The sequence below is a fragment of the Bacillus sp. FSL P2-0099 genome, assembly GCF_038007445.1.
GTDB lineage: Bacteria > Bacillota > Bacilli > Bacillales > Bacillaceae_G > Bacillus_A > Bacillus_A mycoides.
Window position 1 is genome coordinate 1,055,184 of sequence record NZ_JBBOXE010000001.1, and the last position, 20,017, is coordinate 1,075,200.

The 20,017-nt window shown below is 36.2% G+C and carries 15 protein-coding genes; 12 read left to right on the forward strand and 3 right to left on the reverse strand.

Annotated elements, in window-relative coordinates; all coding sequences use genetic code 11:
- Positions 1–673: 673 nt before the first annotated feature.
- The 4 genes from MKY90_RS05375 to MKY90_RS05390 all read left to right on the forward strand — a co-directional run bounded on the left by MKY90_RS05375 (position 674) and on the right by MKY90_RS05390 (position 4,180).
- A complete protein-coding gene (locus MKY90_RS05375) occupies positions 674–1,663 on the forward strand; it encodes a hypothetical protein (RefSeq protein ID WP_341090676.1) in 990 nt (329 codons plus the stop codon).
- A 258-nt stretch (positions 1,664–1,921) separates the two neighbouring features.
- Positions 1,922–2,218: a protoporphyrinogen oxidase gene (locus MKY90_RS05380; RefSeq protein ID WP_341090678.1), complete on the forward strand. Its 297-nt coding sequence runs from the start codon at positions 1,922–1,924 to the stop codon at positions 2,216–2,218.
- Positions 2,219–2,292: 74 nt separating this feature from the next.
- Positions 2,293–2,769 (forward strand): PH domain-containing protein, encoded by a 477-nt coding sequence (locus MKY90_RS05385; protein WP_002186468.1) that lies wholly within the window; start codon positions 2,293–2,295, stop codon positions 2,767–2,769.
- Positions 2,762–4,180 carry a PH domain-containing protein gene (locus tag MKY90_RS05390; RefSeq protein WP_341090681.1) on the forward strand — a complete coding sequence of 473 codons (1,419 nt, stop codon included), beginning with the start codon at positions 2,762–2,764 and terminating at the stop codon, positions 4,178–4,180. The genes MKY90_RS05385 and MKY90_RS05390 overlap by 8 nt, the downstream gene beginning before the upstream one ends.
- A gap of 120 nt (positions 4,181–4,300) precedes the next feature.
- On the opposite strand, the gene hmoB is transcribed toward MKY90_RS05390, so the two are convergent.
- Complete coding sequence (gene hmoB, locus MKY90_RS05395) at positions 4,301–4,804, reverse strand: heme-degrading monooxygenase HmoB (RefSeq protein ID WP_215588802.1); 504 nt, start codon at positions 4,802–4,804, stop codon at positions 4,301–4,303.
- Between the two features lie 127 nt (positions 4,805–4,931).
- Here hmoB and MKY90_RS05400 point away from each other — a divergent pair, with 127 nt between their 5' ends.
- The 4 genes from MKY90_RS05400 to hemY all read left to right on the forward strand — a co-directional run bounded on the left by MKY90_RS05400 (position 4,932) and on the right by hemY (position 10,676).
- The gene (locus tag MKY90_RS05400) at positions 4,932–7,049 is read left to right on the forward strand and encodes a transglycosylase domain-containing protein (protein WP_002011154.1); all 2,118 of its coding nucleotides are present in this window, start codon (positions 4,932–4,934) and stop codon (positions 7,047–7,049) included.
- A gap of 189 nt (positions 7,050–7,238) precedes the next feature.
- Positions 7,239–8,285 (forward strand): uroporphyrinogen decarboxylase, encoded by a 1,047-nt coding sequence (gene hemE, locus MKY90_RS05405; protein ID WP_016101582.1) that lies wholly within the window; start codon positions 7,239–7,241, stop codon positions 8,283–8,285.
- A 14-nt stretch (positions 8,286–8,299) separates the two neighbouring features.
- Positions 8,300–9,235, forward strand: coding sequence for a ferrochelatase (hemH, locus tag MKY90_RS05410; protein WP_002125808.1), 936 nt, complete (start codon positions 8,300–8,302; stop codon positions 9,233–9,235).
- A 19-nt stretch (positions 9,236–9,254) separates the two neighbouring features.
- On the forward strand, positions 9,255–10,676 hold the full coding sequence (gene hemY, locus MKY90_RS05415; RefSeq protein ID WP_033706504.1) for a protoporphyrinogen oxidase: 1,422 nt from the start codon (positions 9,255–9,257) through the stop codon (positions 10,674–10,676).
- Positions 10,677–10,737: 61 nt separating this feature from the next.
- Here hemY and MKY90_RS05420 read toward each other — a convergent pair whose 3' ends face one another.
- Positions 10,738–12,090 carry a DUF4026 domain-containing protein gene (locus tag MKY90_RS05420; protein ID WP_002125811.1) on the reverse strand — a complete coding sequence of 451 codons (1,353 nt, stop codon included), beginning with the start codon at positions 12,088–12,090 and terminating at the stop codon, positions 10,738–10,740.
- 241 nt (positions 12,091–12,331) lie between these two features.
- Between MKY90_RS05420 and MKY90_RS05425 the strand changes: the two genes are divergently transcribed.
- Both MKY90_RS05425 and MKY90_RS05430 read left to right on the forward strand, forming a co-directional pair.
- Entirely contained in the window at positions 12,332–14,698 is a 2,367-nt protein-coding gene (locus tag MKY90_RS05425; protein WP_098167233.1) for a DUF6359 domain-containing protein, read from the forward strand.
- A gap of 104 nt (positions 14,699–14,802) precedes the next feature.
- Positions 14,803–15,102 (forward strand): hypothetical protein, encoded by a 300-nt coding sequence (locus tag MKY90_RS05430; protein ID WP_002125813.1) that lies wholly within the window; start codon positions 14,803–14,805, stop codon positions 15,100–15,102.
- A 113-nt stretch (positions 15,103–15,215) separates the two neighbouring features.
- On the opposite strand, the gene MKY90_RS05435 is transcribed toward MKY90_RS05430, so the two are convergent.
- The gene (locus tag MKY90_RS05435; RefSeq protein ID WP_002125815.1) at positions 15,216–16,070 is read right to left on the reverse strand and encodes a hypothetical protein; all 855 of its coding nucleotides are present in this window, start codon (positions 16,068–16,070) and stop codon (positions 15,216–15,218) included.
- Positions 16,071–16,396: 326 nt separating this feature from the next.
- On the opposite strand from MKY90_RS05435, the gene MKY90_RS05440 reads away from it, so the two are divergent.
- A complete protein-coding gene (locus tag MKY90_RS05440) occupies positions 16,397–16,969 on the forward strand; it encodes a TetR/AcrR family transcriptional regulator (protein WP_000963368.1) in 573 nt (190 codons plus the stop codon).
- Positions 16,970–17,175: 206 nt separating this feature from the next.
- The gene (locus MKY90_RS05445; RefSeq protein WP_098167234.1) at positions 17,176–19,989 is read left to right on the forward strand and encodes a YhgE/Pip domain-containing protein; all 2,814 of its coding nucleotides are present in this window, start codon (positions 17,176–17,178) and stop codon (positions 19,987–19,989) included.
- Positions 19,990–20,017 lie beyond the last annotated feature (28 nt).

Below are 20,017 nucleotides of genomic sequence, written 5' to 3' on the forward strand. Positions count from 1 at the left end.
CTTCACGAATGTGCTTATTTCAAAAAAAGTATAAAAACTAGCTTTATTATATATATTTGATGTGTAAAGGTATGGAAGGAAAAGGTTATACGTTTTCGTAGTGTTTTGTTGAAAAAAGAGCAATCTATGTAATTAATTTTAATGATTTAGGAAATAAGTCCCGTTCTTAAAGCGTTTGAAGAGCGATAGTCCAATAGTAGGTGGGAGATGAAATTAGGGTTGGAATCTTATTGGATCTTAAAATGTAGAGGGGGAAAATAATGTAAAAAAACTATTGTATGTTTAAAACCTTTATGTTACATTTGTGTTACAAGAGAGTTACGAATTGTGACTTTTGTTACGGTTTGTTTTCTGTTGCTTTTCGGTATGTTACATATTATAGTTTGTATTCCAATTAGCTGAGAATATTTAAAGCTGAAGAAATAGCAAACTATAAACGAAAAATGATTTTTCTATGTGTATAAGAGTGTGTGTAGTAAAGATTCTGAGTAAGGGCTTTATTAAAATTCCTTTCTGTCTTAAAAGAAGAAGAAAACCAACTACCAACTATTTAGGAGTTTTAAGTAATGATAGTAAATGAAATGTACAGTACATATTTACTTTCAGTCTAATTACTACACAGACTTTTATACATATGATGTTATTGTTTTAGGTATATATAGGGGGAGAGAAAATGAGAAAGTTATTAACGGTAATTGGACTTACGTTTTTAATGCTAGCTGGATGTAGTAATGGGGATTTTGACAAAGCAATGGATGAAGGGAAGACCGCGTTAACGAATAAAGAATATAAAAATGCTTTATCATCATTTGAACGAGCATTAGATGAGAAAAAAGATGATTCAGATGCAACAGTGCTTGTAGAACAAACGAAAGTAATGATTGAAGCAGTGAAGTTAAAAGAAGAAACAAAGGTAGAAGAATCAATCAAGTCATTTGGAAAAGTAGAGAACATGAAGAATGGAAATAATACGCTTATAAAACAAGCCAAGGAAGAACGAACAGCATTAGTAGCGATCTTAGAACAAAAAAAGAAGTATGAAGAGCAACTGGCAAAAAGCGAAGAGTTAATAAGTAAGAAAAATTATGCAGAAGCGAAAGAGATGTTAAATAAGGTAGTTTCAGAAACAAAAGATAACAAGAACCTTGAAGAATATAATAAAACGGCTTTAGGATTAATCACTAAAATTGATGAAGAAGAAAAAAATGCAAAGAGTGAAGCAACGAAGGCACAAAAAACAAATGTAGTAACGAATCAGAAGGTAACGACAGAGAAGCCCCAAAAAATAGAGGCAGAAAAGAATGAAAAGGTAACAACAGAGCAGCCCAAAAAGGTAGAGGCAGAAAAGAATGAAAAGGTAACGACAGAGAAGTCGCAAAAAGTAGAAACAGAAAAGAATGAAAAGGTAACGGCAGAGAAGCCCAAAAAGGTAGAGACAGGAAAGAATCAAGATGCATTTACTTTTGAGAAAGCTAAAGAATATATCAAAAATGAATATAAAGAAGAATATGATTACACACTAGAGAATACGCAAGTAGAAAATGGAAAGAAATATTATCAAATTAGAGTGCGTACGACATATAAAATAGAAGGCGCAGCTGGACCAGGATTTACTGGCGTATTCAAAGTATTTGAAGATGGTACAATTGTTGAAATACACTAAATCGATAAAAAGGTATCCTCAAAGTATTTGAGGATACCTTTTTAAGTTTGTTTAGCATAAAAAAAAGCATCTAGCAAAAGTACTAGATGCAAATAAAAACACAAGGGAAGATAAATGTCTTCCCTTTTCCCGTAAGTAATTATATCAAAAAAATTATAAAAAACTAGCTTTATTTTTAATATAATGAATGTGTGAGGCTATGAAAGTAAAAGATTACACTATTTTCGTAGTGTTTTATTAAGAAAAGGAGTTGTGTCCATGATTAATTTTAAGCCAGAAAATTTAAACCAACTATTAAAAGTGATGTTAATTAGTGCGAATAAGTCTTATGACGCGATTAAAGATTATGAATTTACGGGAGAAGCAGTAGTATTCCGTGTAGACTTCGAATATATTGACGTTTCTCTAATGATTATAGATATGTTAGGAAGATCAGCTTCTAAATTTAATATTTTGCCATTTGCTCGTCCTAATACGAATGAAATAGATTACATTCAGTTTCAAGTGTATTCCATTAATGAAGGGAATTTTAAAGAAATGCTCGACACAATGTAAGGAACTATAATTTTACAAAACTGTATATAACAACTAATATATAATTAATAAATTCATATAATTGGAGTGATGAGATGCAGCCGTTAGAGAGGGAGATTCATTCTAATATGCTAAAAGTGTGGAGAATTCATGCTTTAATTGGGGCGGCAGTTATACTAGCAGTCGTAATTGCGTATTTCTTTTTTATGATTAACTTTAACTGGTGGGGCTGGTTGTTTGGATTGTTAGTGACAGGAGCAGTTATATACATACCACTCGACTATTTTGTATTTCCAAATTTACGTCAACGTTATTATAGTTACAGATTAAATGAAGAAGAGATTGAGATTCAAAAGGGAATGTTCGTTGTAAAACGCGTACTTATTCCGATGATTCGCGTGCAGCACGTAACGATTGAGCAAGGACCAATTATGAGAAAGTATAATTTAGCAGAATTACATATTTCAACAGCGGCAACTTCTCATAGTATTCCAGGTTTAACGAAAGAAGAAGCAGAGCAGCTGAAAAGACAAATTGGAGAGCTTGCGAAAGTGAGTGATGAGGGTGTATAAGAGGCAACATCCGATCACGATATTGTTAGGTATTAGGATTTCTAGTTTATTTCCACTTATTATCCTTGTTATGTTTAAACCTGAAGAACAAGTGAAACCCTGGTATTTATTTTATCTTTTCATTTTGTTTATTATATTCATTATGACGATATTTTCAGCTATAAAATGGTATTTCAAAGTGTACTGGGTTGAAAATAATATTTTACATATAAAACACGGTGTTTTTGTAAAGAAGGAAAGTTATTTAAATAAAGACCGTGTGCAAAACATTAGTACATCTTCTAATGTCATTTATCAAATGCTTGGGCTTACGAAATTAAATATAGAAGTAGCGGGCGGCGGTAGTGAGCCGGAATTGATGTTAGCTGGTATTAAAGAAGATGAAGCGAAGGAACTGATTGCCTTATTAAATAAAAAAAGAAGCACTGCGAGTGAAGAAGTACCCATGGCAGAAGAAAGTAAGACGATTTATCAGTTAACGATGAAAGAGATTTTAGTAGCTTCCATTACGTCTGGTAGATTCGGATTAGTGTTTTCTGGATTACTTCTTATTTACACAGAGTTTAATCAATTTCTTCCAGAATGGCTCATAAATAAAGTGGAAGCGTATGTGATGGATAACGGTGTATATGAATTAATCGTTATGGCCGCGATTTTAATGGCGGTTTCGTGGGTCGTTTCGACAGCTGGTTATGCGCTAAAATATGCGAACTTTAAAATAGAGCGAAACGGAAATGAAATTCGTATTGTGCAAGGGTTATTTGATAAGAAAGAGTTTGTGTTAAAATTACACCGCATTCAAGCAATTACTGTGAAAGAAGGAATTCTCCGCCAGCCTTTCGGTTATTGCTCTGTCGAAGTGGAAGTCATTCAAAGTATAGAAGCGGCAGGGAATGAAGTGATGTTACATCCTTTTATGAAGAAAAAAGATGTACAGCAGCTACTTGCCTATTTACAGTTGCCGTATGAAATAGAAGAGGAAATCGTTCATTTACCGAAGGCTGCATTACGCCGTTACGTCGTAATGGGCTGGATTACAAGTGCTGTGCTCGCTGTGCCAATCACTGGTGCGAGTATATATTTTAAACAACATACTGCGTTGTTCGTTCTTATACCGCTATTTATTGTATTTACAATACTTGCATACGCTAGATATAAAAGTGGTGGATATATGATACGAGACAATCAGTTAGTAATGGTGCACCGAGGTCTCGCGAAATATACAGGGATCATGCGAAGAAGGCATATTCAAGTGGTCGGATACAATCAATCTTATTTTCAAAAGAAAGACGAGTTATGTACAGCTGCTGTAGCGGTGGCGGGACATGGTTATGAAGTGAAGCATATGCGAAAAGAAGACGCGCTTCGCATATATAATTGGTATAAAGAAAAAGGAAACACCGGTGTGTAATGGTGTTTCCTTTTTTGTGTGTCGTCATTTGTCGATAAGTCGATATATTTCGAGTTGCGCCGATATATTCGAAAAATCGCCGATATAATTTCACATACCGCTGACTCCGAACTCCGAAAATTAAACTAACACATCAAAAGTAGTCACGAACGACGGGCGAGAGAAAATGCTTTTTTGCTGTTCTGCATGTGGATGCGCTTGTGCTTGTCCTTGTCCTTCTGCTTGTGCAGGGCGTTTTTTATGAGCGTTTTCGAATGAACGTGATTCTGTCCAGTCTTTAAAGTTTTGCTCAGTTTCCCACATCGTTAAGATGACATATGTATCATTACTTAATGGGCGAAGAACACGGATTGCTTGGAAGCCAGGCTCATTTTCGATTAGACCAGCACGGTTTTTAAAACGGTTTTCAAATACAGGGCGACCTTCGTCTGTTACAGAAATGTTGTTACAAACGATGTAGCCAGATTGTCCTTTAAATTCTCCAACAGCGTCTAATACGTCATACTGAAGTGTTGATTCTACAGATTCTTCAGTATTTTCTTTATAAAACATATCTTTTTCGTTATTTTTTGCAGTGAAATGTGCTTGTTCTAGAGGTGTTTCGTATGAAATAATAGCCTTCATTTTAATGCCCCCTTTATGGTTTGTCTCTATTATATCAATTCTCTTAAAAAACTTCGAAGATTATATACATAAAGATACTTCTTTTTCAAATAATAAATGTACCATCATTTGGAAAGAAGGCCGATGTATGAAGAAAGCAAAGTGGACTTTATTAGGCGGGGTAGCAACGTTCGTAGTAGCGATTGTACTCTATAAACTTATTGTGTTAACTGGTGGCTATATGATGGATGAAAAGCAGCTTGTTTTCCACTCTTCATCACGTATCGTTGACCAGAAAGGAAAAGAAATTACGAAGTTATATGTAGAAAATAGAGAGCTCGTGCCGATTGAAGAAATTCCAAAGTACGTGCAGCAAGCATTTATTGCTGTGGAAGATTCTCGCTTTTATGAGCATCAAGGAATTGATTACCCTTCTATATTTCGGGCGCTTTATAAAGACGCGTTAGCTGGAGAGAAGGTAGAAGGCGGTAGTACGATTACGCAGCAACTGGCTAAAAACGTCTTTTTAACTCGCGAAAAAACATTTACGCGCAAATTGAAAGAGGTCGCAATTTCTCTTCAATTAGAGCAAAAATATACGAAGCAGCAAATTCTTGAAATGTATATGAACCATATTTATTTCGGTCATGGGGCATATGGTATTCAAGCGGCAGCAAAGTTGTATTTTAATAAAAATGTAGAAGATTTAACAGTGGAAGAGGGAGCTATGCTTGCAGGGCTTCCGAAAGCGCCAAATGGCTATTCACCGTACTTATCCCTAGAAAAGAGTAAGGGGCGCCGTGATCTTGTTTTGTCACTTATGCATAAACAAGGCTATTTAACAGCGGAAGATAGTGTTCGTTACCAAGGGAAAACAATCGCTCTTTATAAAAATTCAGATGAACGTGAACTCGCATATATGCCGTATATCGATATGGTTATAGATGAAGCGGCGCGTTTATATGGTTTATCGCATCAAGAAGTACTGCGCGGAGGATATACGTTTGTCGTACCGATGGATGAAAAAGTTCAAAAGGTAGCATATAACCAGTTTCAAGATGCGAGAAATTTCCCTGGTAAAGAAAACGGGGCGCAAGGTGCATTTTTATTAATGGATAATCAGACTGGCGGAATTAAAGCCGCGATTGGCGGAAGAGAATATGTTCCGAGAGGGCTTAATCGCGTTTTTGCAAAGCGGCAGCCTGGTTCTGTTTTAAAGCCGCTTATCGTATATGGACCTGCACTTGAGACGAAGAAATATAATCCATATTCTTTATTAACGAATGAAAAAAGTTCGTTTGAAGGTTATGAACCTCGAAATTATAATCATGAGTATACGAAAGAGATGACGATGTACGATGCGGTATTAGAATCAGCAAATGTGCCAGCTGTATCTTTATTAAATGAATTAGGGGTAGATGAGGGAAAGCAATATTTAGAGAAAGGGAATGTTCATATTGCAGACTCAGGTTTAAGCACAGCACTTGGCGGGCTGAAAAATGGTGTGTCTCCATTTGATCTTGTCAAAATGTACCGATCTTTTTTAGCAAACGGGAATATTATCGAACCGCACGTTATCGATAAAGTATTAAATAGACACGGGGCGGTCATTGGAGAATCATCAAAAGCTGAAACGAAAGTCTTTTCGAAGCAAACGGCATGGTATATGACAAAGATGCTTGAAGGAGTTGTGAAAGAAGGTACGGCGAAAGCTGGCGTATATAATGGAGCTTTAGCTGGAAAAACAGGCACAACTTCATTGCCGAATGATGACAATGGTGCGCGTGATATGTGGTTCGTTGGATATACACCGAATTTAGTAGGTGCAGTTTGGATTGGCTATGACCGCACCGATAAAGAGCATCAATTACAAGATGGAAATGCATCTGCAACGATGTTATTTAAAAAGATTTTAACGAAAGCAAACATACAAGATAAAGCGAGTTTTCATAGGCCAAAAGGTGTTGAAACAATTGGACTGCCAATTCGTTTAGATAAGATTCAAAACGTGGAAGCAAAACTAGCATTTAGTCCTTTCGGTTTATTTGCAATGAAACTAAGCTGGACGCCGCTTCCTGATGAGCGAATTATGTATCGGATTTATAAAGTTGAAAAAGGAATTCATACTCACGTTGGAACGGCAAAAGGAACAGGGAAATATGAGGAGAAGTTTATTAATATATTCTCAAAACCAAGTTTTTACGTTGTGCCATATAACACACAAACGAACCGTGAAGGAGAAAAGTCAAAAGTAGCTAAACCGTAGTTTTTCTCTGTGCTATAATAAGAATGTTGTGAAAATAGTAAACGTTTTTACGAACGTTTGTGTCAATTTAATGAACAACGTACATAATGTTATGCATTTTGTTTTTACAAGCTGTATAGTAAAAAAAGATAAATATCGGAATAGAGCATATTTAAAGAAAAAGCATTGGTAAGGAAGGGAGCTAGGGTCTTGGTAAGAACTATAAATGAGACATTTTTAAAAGCATGTAGGGGGGAACGTACAGAGTATGTACCAGCATGGTATATGCGTCAAGCAGGTCGTTCACAGCCGGAATATAGAAAGATAAAAGAGAAATATTCTTTATTTGAAATTACACATAATCCAGAGTTGTGCGCTTACGTTACAAAGTTGCCAGTTGATCAATATAACGTAGACGCAGCAATTCTTTATAAAGATATTATGTCACCACTACCTGCAATTGGTGTTGATGTGGAAATTAAATCTGGCATTGGTCCAGTTATCGATAGTCCAATCCGTTCTTTACAAGACGTAGAAAAATTAGGGGAAATCAATCCAGAAGATGACGTACCTTACATACTAGATACAATTCGTTTATTAACGACAGAAATGTTAGATGTACCGTTAATCGGTTTTTCAGGAGCTCCATTTACGTTAGCGAGCTATATGATTGAAGGCGGTCCTTCTCGTAACTATCATAATACGAAAGCGTTTATGTATGCAGAGCCGAAAGCTTGGTTCGCTTTAATGGATAAGCTTGCAGATATGGTTATTACATATTTAAAAGCGCAAATTAACGCAGGAGTAAAAGCGGTTCAAATTTTCGATTCTTGGGTTGGAGCAGTAAATGTAGCGGATTACCGTATATTTATTAAACCAGCGATGGAGCGTATTTTTGCAGAAGTTCGTAAGGTGGGTGTTCCAATGATTATGCACGGCGTAGGTGCTGCACATTTAGTGAATGAATGGCACGACTTACCGCTTGATGTAGTAGGTTTAGATTGGCGCTTACCGATTGAAGAAGCACGCGCACGTGGTGTTCACAAGGCGGTACAAGGAAATATGGATCCTTCATTCTTATTAGCACCTTGGCCTGTTATTGAAGAACATGTAAAAGGTATTTTAGATCAGGGGATGAAGCAGCCAGGTTATATCTTTAACTTAGGTCACGGCGTATTCCCAGAAGTAAATCCAGATACATTAAAACGCTTAACTACATTTATTCATGAGTACTCTAAAGAACAGTTAGCGAAGTAAAGGAGATTGTCTGTATGAAAAAGAAAATTGGTTTGCTTGTAATGGCATACGGAACGCCATATAAAGAAGAAGATATTGAACGTTACTATACACATATTCGCAGAGGAAGAAAGCCAAGTCCTGAAATGCTAGAAGATTTAACAGGGCGTTACCGTGCAATTGGTGGTATTTCTCCTTTAGCTACTATTACATTAGAGCAAGCTAAAAAGTTAGAAACGCGTTTAAATGAAATGCAAGATGAAGTAGAGTACCACATGTATCTTGGTTTAAAACATATTGAACCGTTCATTGAAGATGCAGTACAAGCTATGCATAAAGATGGAATAGAAGATGCAATTGCACTCGTTCTTGCACCTCACTATTCTACTTTTAGCGTGAAGTCTTATGTAGGACGAGCGCAAGAAGAAGCAGAAAAACTTGGAAACTTAACAATTCACGGCATCGATAGCTGGTATAAAGAACCGAAATTTATTCAGTATTGGGTCGATGCAGTGAAAGGTATATATAACGGTATGTCAGAAGCAGAACGTGAAAAAGCAGTGTTAATCGTATCTGCACATAGCTTACCAGAAAAAATTATCGCACTCGGCGATCCATACCCGGATCAATTAAACGAAACAGCTGACTATATTGCACGTGGTGCTGAAGTAGCAAATTATGCAGTTGGCTGGCAAAGTGCCGGAAATACACCAGATCCTTGGATTGGTCCAGATGTACAAGATTTAACGAGAGAATTAAATGAAAAGTACGGCTACAATTCATTCGTATATGCACCAGTTGGATTTGTTGCGGAACATTTAGAAGTTTTATATGACAATGACTTTGAGTGTAAAGTTGTAACGGATGAAATTGGCGCGAAATATTATCGTCCCGAAATGCCTAACGCGTCGGACGCATTTATCGACTGTTTAGCAGATGTTGTATTAAAGAAAAAAGAATCTGTAATGTAAGTAGAAAGGGGGAGCTTACTTGAGGAAAAAAGTTGTGATCATCGGCGGTGGCATCACAGGATTAACAACAATGTATAACTTACAAAAAGAAATTCGTGAAAAAAACTTGCCGATAGATGCATTGCTTATAGAAGCGTCTGGTAAACTTGGCGGGAAAATTCAAACCGTTCAAAAAGATGGATTTACAATTGAACGCGGTCCTGATTCTTTCTTAGCAAGAAAAGAGAGCGCAGCTAAATTAGTGAAAGAATTAGGACTTGATGCTGAACTTGTAAATAATAAGGCCGGTCAATCGTTCGTTCTCGTAAACAATCGGTTACATAAAATGCCGAGCGGTTCAATGATGGGAATTCCAACGCAAATTACGCCGTTTCTATTTTCCGGATTGTTCTCCCCAATTGGTAAACTAAGAGCTGGTTTTGATTTATTAATGCCTAGATCAAAACCAGTTTCTGATCAATCACTCGGGCAGTTTTTCAGGCATCGCCTTGGAAATGAAGTTGTTGAAAATTTAATTGAGCCATTATTATCTGGTATTTATGCAGGGGATATTGATGAAATGAGTTTAATGTCAACATTCCCTCAAATTTATCAAATTGAACAGGAGCACCGTAGTATTTCACTCGGTATGCGTACGCTCGCTCCAAAGCAAGAGAAGGCTGAATTGAAAAAAGGAATCTTTAAAACTGTGAAAACGGGTTTAGAATCTATAGTAGAATCTCTTGAAACGAAGATTCCTAATGATATGGTAATGAAGGGAACTCGTATCGAAAAGGTTGCAAAACTTGGTGATAGTTATACGATTACGCTTAGTAACGGAAAAGAAATGGAAGCAGACGCGATTGTAGTTGCGACGCCGCATAAAGTATTGCCATCTATGTTTGCGCAGTATAAGCAGTTTCGTTTCTTCCGTAACATTCCGTCTACATCAGTTGCAAACGTGGCACTTGCTTTCCCAAAGTCTGCAATTCAGCGTGATATTGATGGTACCGGATTTGTCGTATCAAGAAATAGTGATTATACAATTACAGCGTGTACGTGGACACATAAAAAATGGCCACATACAACGCCAGAAGGAAAAACGCTTCTTCGCTGTTACGTCGGACGCCCAGGTGATGAAGCGATTGTTGAACAAACTGACGAAGAAATTGTACAGCTCGTATTAGAGGACTTACAAAAGACAATGGATATTACAGAGGATCCAGAGTTTACAATTGTAAGCCGCTGGAAAGAAGCCATGCCTCAATATACAGTAGGCCATAAAGAGCGAATGAAAAAGCTCACAACATTTATGGAGGAAGAATTGCCAGGTGTGTATTTGGCAGGTAGTTCTTACGCTGGTTCTGGTCTTCCGGCTTGTATTGAGCAAGGTGAGTTAGCGGCGAAACGTGTGTTATTTCATTTAGAGAAAGTAATGGAGACTAAATTAGTCGCACATTAAAATATTTCAAACAAAACGCCTTCAATTATATTGAAGGCGTTTTGTTTATTATATAAAATACTTATTCGCCAATAAACATATATAAGTTATTTGGCTTTATAACGGCATCTCCTGCATAAATAACCCACTCTGTTAAGTTATCAAAATCTAAATGATAACTATTTCCTTCACTCATATCTTCTATAAAATATGGTTCATTAATGAGTATTCCTTGAATGAAATCTTCGGTAATGTTTTGCATTTCAAACCACATATGTTCACTTTTTCCTTCTTCGTAGGAGACACCAAACTTAGCGAGGAAACGAAAATCTTCATTTGATTGTTCAATGTGAAAAATGTTGCTGAAATACCCGAAAGTATTCTTCGCATTATAAGCCATACGATCAGTTTCACTATTTGTTTTATAGAACATGAGCCCTGTAGCTTCCTCGTGTTCTTTGAAAAAACTTTCAATATATTCTTCTGAAGTATTAAACTTGAATAAGAGAACGGATGGAGATTGATGGTATTCATCTCGGTCATCCATCCCGCCAAGAAATACGTTTTGTGCATCTATTGGTTGTAGTTTCACTTCTTCATCCTCGATTGAAGATAATTGATCCATACTCGTTTTATGCCCAATATAAGATAATCCTTTTTCCCATGGAACAGCTACTGTATGTATAGAACCTTGCTGACTATGCGCGATAACGATAGGCTCATTCATAGGGACTTGTCCATTCTCAACGGCATTATTAGCAAATGTTTGAAAGAGATCACCAATGCCGTAATAGGAAGAAATACGATTTGGAATAATTAATTCTATTTCTGTTACGCCTGCTCTTAAAAGGCCGTGTGTATGAAACCAATATTGCGTAGGCTCACCTTCTTTATCGTCTTCATAAACGGAATGAATAACATACAAGTCAGGAATGTCAGGTAATAATTCATTTTCAACGTGATATTCAATATAGCTTCTAGATATCACTTTCATTGCGGCACTTGAATCGATTACAAATAACAAGTCTGGGGCGAGGTTCCATAGAAACTGTAACTGCTGGAAAAAGCAGCCCAGCACATCGCCTACAAATAGCGTACGAGTGAAAATTTCAGTGCCATAAGCAGCATCTTCAAAATTACGATCTACGATTGTAGAATCTTGTCTATTGTACATTTTATATTCTTCTGGGTCATTCGCCTCATCAATATGCAGTTCATACGGTATGATTTTTTCATCCATATGTAACTCGACAATAAGGCTTATCTCATCACTATAAACAATTTTCAACTCATCAACTTTAGTAGAGATAGTTTCTAGCCGCTGTTTTAACTGTTCAATTGTAATTTTAGTTGGTATAACAGCAATCATATCTGAAAAATGACGTTCTAATGTTCCATTCATAGCTGCGCGGTATGTTTCTATTTGCACTTCCATCCAATCACTCCTATTCAAATGAATCTATTTTACATGCCAATTAAATTTCTATATTTTCTGTTTTCTCTCTCTAACATTATAGAGCGCATTCGTAGAAGGTGTAAAATTATTATTTTGTATTATAGTTTGAAAACTTGTAAATTAAATAAATTTTGTGTAAAACTTGTCGAAATATAGTTCTATATAACGAATCATTTGATATGATAGAAATGCTGAGAAAATATGAATTAGGGAGAGGGAAATGGCTGTGAAGAAATTATTAAGTGTCTTTTTATCATTGATGTTATTGCTTTCATTTACTGGAACTTTAGCGCAGGCGGAAGAAACTACTTCTATGTCAGTAGAAAAAGCAATTCAAGTATTTAAGCAGCAAGGGAAAACGAAGGGGATAGTGGAAGGATATATCGTTGGGTATACGCAAAGTCCTTCTAAATACACGAAAGATCCGGCTAAGTTTGACGACACAAACGTGGCAATTGCCGATTCGCCAAACGAAACGAATCCAGACAAAATCATGCCTGTTCAATTGCCAAAAGGCGATGTGAGATCGGCAGTAAATGTGAAAGACCATCCTGAAAATATCGGAAAGAAAGTTAGGTTGACAGGGACGCTTGAGTTATATTTCGGTAGCCCAGGTTTAAAATCAGTAACAGCTCATAAGTTTCAAGGAGAAGAACAAAACCGCGTTAGCGATGTAGTGGCATCACCAAATGGTGGGGAAGTCGCAAAAGGAACAGCAGTAACATTAACAACGAATACAGAAGGAGCAACAATCTACTATACGTTAGATGGCTCTAATCCTACAAATAAAAGTGTTCGTTATAAAGGACAAATTGTAGTGAATGAAAATAGTGTAGTGAAAGCAATCGCTGAAAAAGAAGGGCTTACTTCTTCAGCAGTTTCGACATTTTCATTTATAATCGTAACAAATGAACCAGTTCGTATTCATGATATTCAAGGGAAATCACATATTTCTCCTTACAATGGGAAGAAAGTAAACAATGTGGAGGGCGTTGTCACAGCGCTTGATAAAAATGGTTTTTATATAGAAGATAATCAGCCGGATAATGATCCAGCTACTTCTGAAGGTATTTACGTATACAAAAAAGATGCGAATGTAGCAGTAGGAGATCTTGTCCAAGTTGATGGAGAAGTAGAAGAATATGTTGGACCTGGATATGCAGAGCGATTTGAAACAGACTTAACGACGACGGAAATTAAGGCGAGTCGCGTTGCTGTAATCGCAAAAGATCAACCTTTACCAGCGCCGATTTTATTAGGAGAAAACGGTGTGAAAATCCCTGATCAAATTATCGATAATGATGCATTCGGTCTATTTGATCCAAATGAAGATGCAATCGACTTTTATGAAAGTGTAGAAGGTATGCGCGTTACGATGCCAACACCAAAAATTATCGCTCCGCAGAAAAACGGTAATTTATATGTAACAGTAAAAAATGGCGGAGATAAAGTAGTAACGAAGTATGGTACACCTTTATTAGATAAAGAGCAATTAAATCCAGAGCGCCTTTCTGTAAAAGTACCTCGTGATTATGTCGCGAAAGTAGGCGATACGTTCACTGGAGATATAACAGGCGTAGTAGGATATGACTACGGTTCGTTCCGCATTTCGCCAGTAACGGAATTACCATCTGTAGTGGACGGCGGATTTAAGCAAGTAGGGGCAAATATTCAGCCGCGTCTTGATAAGTTAACAGTTGCTACATATAACATTGAAAACTTCTCAGCGAACAAAAAAGAAACAACAGATGAAAAAGTGAAAGCGTTAGCTTATTCTATTAAATATAATTTAAAAATGCCTGATATTATCGGTGTACAAGAGATGCAAGATAATAATGGAGCAATCAATGACGGTACGACTGATGCATCTTTAAGCGCAAAACGCATCATTGATGCTGTATTAGAAATTCGTGGACCGAAGTATGAGTATGTAGAAATTGCGCCGAACAACAATCAAGACGGCGGGGCACCTGGAGCGAATATTCGCGTCGGTTTCTTCTATAACCCATCTCGTGTGAAATTAACGACAGTACCGAAGTTACTAGATAAAAATGTAGTTCGTATTGGAGACGAAAATCCTTTATTTGAAAGTACACGTAAACCGTTAGCGGCAGAATTTACGTTCCAAGGACAAAACGTTGTTGTCATTTCAAATCACTTAAACTCAAAACTAGGAGATGCAACGCCATTTGGAAAAGTGCAGCCGCTCGTATTAAAGAGTGAAGAAAAACGAGTTCAATTAGCACAAGAAGTGAATCATTTCGTACAAGGTATTCAAGAAAAGAATACAAATGCACCAGTTGTTGTATTAGGTGATATGAATGACTTTGAATTCTCTAAACCTTTAGAAGCACTAGAGGGAACGATATTAAAAGATATGTTAAACACAGTGCCGAAAGAGAACCGCTACACGTACATTCATGAAGGTAACGCACAAGTGCTAGATCATATTTTAGTAACAAACAACATCGCACCGCACACAATTGTAGACCCTGTACACTTAAACTCAAACATTATGAAAGAACATGGACGTGTAAGTGACCACGATCCAGTACTTGTTCAAATTGATTTGAAGAAGGCTTCTTAAATAGTCGAGAAAGAACGCTTAGAAATATACTAAGCGTTCTTTTTCTGTAAAAATCATGTTAAAATTAATTAAAAATTCAGTTTTTTATAATGAGGAGGTTAAAGATGCAAGCATGGTTAAATGGAAAGTTAATGAATCAGCTTGCAATTTTTTTTAGTACGATCGTCATGATCCAATTTGTAGCTGATGTAACAGGGCTTACTCAAAGTTTAGACATTACGTATAACTTAATACATACAGCATCGTCCTATATAACGTTTAGTTTGGCGGTTATTTTTACTTTAATCGGTGCAAAAAGAGAATTAAGTAAATATGCAATTATTTTATTATGTTCAGTTGTAGGTATTAAAGCGATTTATTTTGCGGCTGTTGTTATTTTGTGGGGATTGGCTGGCACGCCGTAAAGGGGAGAGGATTATATGAGTATTGAAAATATAAGATTGATAAATGTAAATGATAATAAGAGCGTAATTCTCTAAGCTAACTTAGGGAATTACGCTCTTATTCGTTCAATTATTTAGTCCGAAATTGCTTGAAACGCTTTTCTACACCGATCTCTTTTTTGCAGTCTTCTTCTATATTTTTTTCTATCCCGCTTTACTCCTTGTATATACATAAATAAGCTAACGAGAAGGAAGAAAGCACATTGCATCGTTAAAATGTACGGTGACATGCCTTGCAATGGTTGTTTGGGATCATATAAATGAATAGGTGCTCCGCCTATTGAAGGAAATATTGTATTTAGCAGGACGTAAGGAATGGAGGCAACTGCAAATGGAAAGAGAATTGCCATATAGTCCTTTTGTGACCATACAGATGCAGCAAGTCCTAAAAGAGCCATTAAACCTGCAAATAAAAAATTAATTCCGATATATACAGTAATGTAAGTGAGAGGCGCATCGAAATATAGGTTTGCGAACATTCCATCAGCATTTATGATGCCTGAACCAATCGTAGGTGTTCCGTCTGGAATGGTTAATTTGCAAAATAATAACGATAAGATGAATGGAAATGTATAAAGAAATCCTCCGCAAAAAAACGTAACGATATATTTCATTAATGAATAAGGAAATAAAGAAATCCCCTTACTCACAAACGGTTTAAAACCATCTGACTTATCCGAATTGTAACTTGTACTAAAGGGGAAACTCGCAATAACTGGCATTAATAATAAATAAACATCCATTTCATTGTCGCGAAATCCGATCCATTTTATATCTGTTGAAATAGGTCCACTCGCTGCGTCTCCTAAATAACGAATTACATAGTAATAGTGATAAATACAAATAAGAACGAATCCACTAAACATAATAATTAAAGAAATACGACTACAAAAAGCTTGCTTTATATTTAAACGAAGCGCACGCATCATGACTGAAAAAGCCTCCACTATTTTGATAAACTTGTCTATTTTCTATATTACTATTAAATGTAAAGATTTTCTTGTTTTTTTATTTGATTATTTGAAAAAAGGGAATTTCGTTGTCGTTAAGTAAGGTTTAATCATATATCTTAAGAACACCTTTTATTTTTCTCTTTTCTTCTGATACACTATGACAGTATTATATAACTTGACTGGAATTTTTTTATACTGGAAATAATAAAAAAGAGAACTTGTCTAGAATGTAAGCGTGTGGTAATATCAAAGATGTACTGATTGACTATATTATCCAATTGGTCATTTTTGGAGGTGAAGATGTGGCGATAGATCGAAAGCGTTCTATTATTGAAGCTGCAACAAAGTCTTTTTCAGCGTTCGGTTATAAAGCAACAACGATGGATCAAGTAGCGAAGTTAGCGAATGTAGGAAAAGGAACGATTTATACTTTTTTCAAAAATAAAGAAGAGCTATTTGGTGAAATTATTTCTAATTTAATTACAGAAATGAAGCAAGTTGCAGAAAATGCAATTCGTTCAGATATTTCATTTTTTGAAAATGTACATAGAGCATTATATAGCATATTAGAATTTAGAAAAGAACATCAGCTCATGATTAAATTAATTCAAGAAGAGCGCGATATGGGAACGAAAGAAGTACAAGAAGTGATGCAACAAGTAGATGTGGAAATCGTTTCTGTTATTCAATCGTATTTAGAAATTGCGATTGAAAAGGGTGAAATTAGCAAATGTGATCCAGAAATTACAGCGTTTATTATGCTTCGCCTATACGTATCGCTTATTTTTGATTGGGAAAAAAATCATGAACCGTTAGAAAAAGAAAAAATATCGGAATTATTCGAACTTTATTTACTAAAAGGATTGTCAAATTAAGATAATCCTTTTAATATTATAAAAAATGACTAATTGAACAAATTGGTCAATCGTATAAGGAGGATGGTTAAATATAATCATGTAGATGAAAATGTGCATAGTATAAATTCGGGGATAAGGCATATGTATGAACAGATATAGCCTTTTTATTTGGGTAAAAATGACCATAAATGAATTTTGGTCATTTTTAAAAAGGGGGATAAATTATGAAATGGCATAAGTTGCTTAGTAAAGAATTTGCAGAGATTATAAAAAGTAAAAAAATATTAATCCCAATCATTGCGGTTTTATTTGTACCGATTTTATATGCGGGTATGTTTTTATGGGCCTTTTGGGATCCGTATGAACAGCTAGATGACTTGCCAGTTGCGGTAGTCAATTTAGATAAAGGTGCAGAACTTGATGGGAAACCAATTGAGGTCGGGAAAGGGCTCGTTGATAACTTAAAAGATAATAAAAGTTTTAAATGGGAATTTGTAAGTGAAAGAGAAGCGAAAGAGGGAATGGAAGGCAGAAAGTATTACATGTTAGTACGTATCCCAGATGACTTCTCAAGTAACGCTACAACGTTATTAAAAGACGATCCGAAACCATTAAACTTAGAATACATTCCAAATGAAAGTTTAAACTTCTTATCTTCACAAATTGGCGGAACAGCCATTGAAAAAATTAAAGGTGAAGTATCAAGCACGTTAACGAAAACATATGCAGAGAAAATGTTTGATTCCATTCAAGACGTTTCAAAAGGATTAGCAGATGGGGCGGAAGGAGCAAATAAACTACACGACGGATCAAGTGAACTGCATGATGGTTCAAGTAAAGTGACGGATGGCCTTCATACACTTCAAGGGAAGTCTGGTGAGATGAAGGATGGAGTTCAGAAATTAGCAGATGGATCTAATAAATTACAAGATGGGTCCGGAAAAGTAACAGATGGTTTAAATACGTTAAATAGCAAAACAGGTGAAATGCAGACAGGTATAGGTAAATTACAAGATGGGTCTGGAAAAGTAACAGATGGTTTAAATACGTTAAGTAGCAAAACAGGTGAAATGCAGACTGGTATAGGGAAATTACAAGATGGATCCGGAAAGGTGACAGCAGGTTTAAATACGTTAAATAGTAAAACAGGTGAAATGCAAAAAGGAATTGATGAATTACAAGGTGGATCGGAGAACGTGACCGGTGGTTTGAACAAATTGGTAAGTAAATCAGATGAATTAAAAACAGGAACAACTGAACTATCAAATGGTATGGAACAACTTGTTGGAGGACAAAGTGAATTAGAAAAAGGGTCCCAAGAGATTCAAACAGGTTTGCAGGAGTTAAATAGTAAAGTACAAAATTCTGTTGCAGGCCTAGAGAAAGCGCAGTCGAATATTCCTTCTATATTAAATACAGTAAATGAGAAAATGACTGGGGCTGAAGAAAACGTAAATCAGTTAAATGAATTTACTCAATCAACAGCGGGGGATGCAACAACTGCAGCGCAAGATGTAGCTAATTTGCAAAAGCAAATTGAAAGTTTACCAAAAGAATATCAAGAGCAGTTACAACCATTTATAGCAAATGCGGCAAAAAGTACAGCGACAGTTCAGCAGAAAGCTGCCGGAGTAGCAGGTGGAACAAACAAATTAAATGAAGAAGTAAAACAATTAAAAGGTGAAATACATCAAACAACAAGTGGATTGCAAAATAAACTACCAAATCCAGCAGAGGTGAAGAATTTAACGGAGGGTATTGAGAAACTAACGAACGAACAAACCAAATTTGTTAGTAAGTTTCATGGATTTGGTGAAGGTTTAGCTAATGTGAAAATAGGTGCCGATAAACTAAATGACGGATCAGGTCAACTAATTGATGGAGTAACTCAATTACAAAGTGGATCTGGAAAGGTGACAGCAGGATTAGGTCAATTATCGGTAGGAGCCAACCAAATGTCAGGTGGAGTAACCCAATTAGTGGACGGTTCAAGTCAAGTAACAGGCGGTTTAGGTACATTATCTGCAGGAGCAAATCAAATGTCAGGCGGAATAAATCAATTGGCAGATGGATCAAACCAAGTAACAGGCGGTTTAGGCACATTATCGGTAGGAGCAAGTCAAATGACAGGCGGAATAACGCAATTAGCGGATGGATCGGGCCAAGTAACAACTGGCTTAGGTACTCTAAATGGTGGACTAAATAAAATGTCAACTGGCTCAACCCAGCTAATCGACGGAGTAAATAAACTAGCAGACGGCTCTGGAAAAGTGACAGATGGGCTCGTAAAGGTAAATGATGGATCAGGTACACTGGCTGAGAAACTTGGTGAAGGTGCAGAAAAAACAAGAGAAGTAAAAGGAACGGATAAAACGTATGATATGTTTGCAAGTCCTGTAAAAGTGAAGACGGAGAAAATGGCGGAAGTTCCAAACTACGGAACTGGATTTACACCGTATTTCTTATCACTCGGTTTATTCGTTGGGGCATTACTATTATCTATCGTATATCCATTACGTGATACAGTCGGTGTTCCGAAATCAGGATTTAGCTGGTTTATTAGTAAGTTCGGCGTGTTACTATCAGTCGGTATTATTCAAGCGATAGTAGCAGATATTATATTACTATTCGGATTAGGTGTAGAAGTACAAAGTATTCCGTATTTCATACTCTTTAGCATCGTTACAAGTTTAGCGTTTATCGCATTAATTCAATGTTTAGTAACAGCTTTCGGTGATGCGGGCCGTTTTATTGCGATCTTAACATTAATTATACAGCTTACAACTAGCGCTGGAACATTCCCGCTAGAGTTGATTCCGAAGTATTTACAACCATTTAATGCTTGGCTACCGATGACATACTCTGTATCAGGATTTAAAGCAGTCGTATCAAGCGGTGATTTTAATTTCATGTGGCAAAATATAGGGATACTCATGATCTTTATCGTTTTATTATCACTTGGAACAATTGCTTCATTAACGTGGATGCACAAACGACAATTTAAAAATATTGCTGAAAATCAATCGATTGAAGCATAAATAAGAAATATAAAAAAGGCACCGAAAT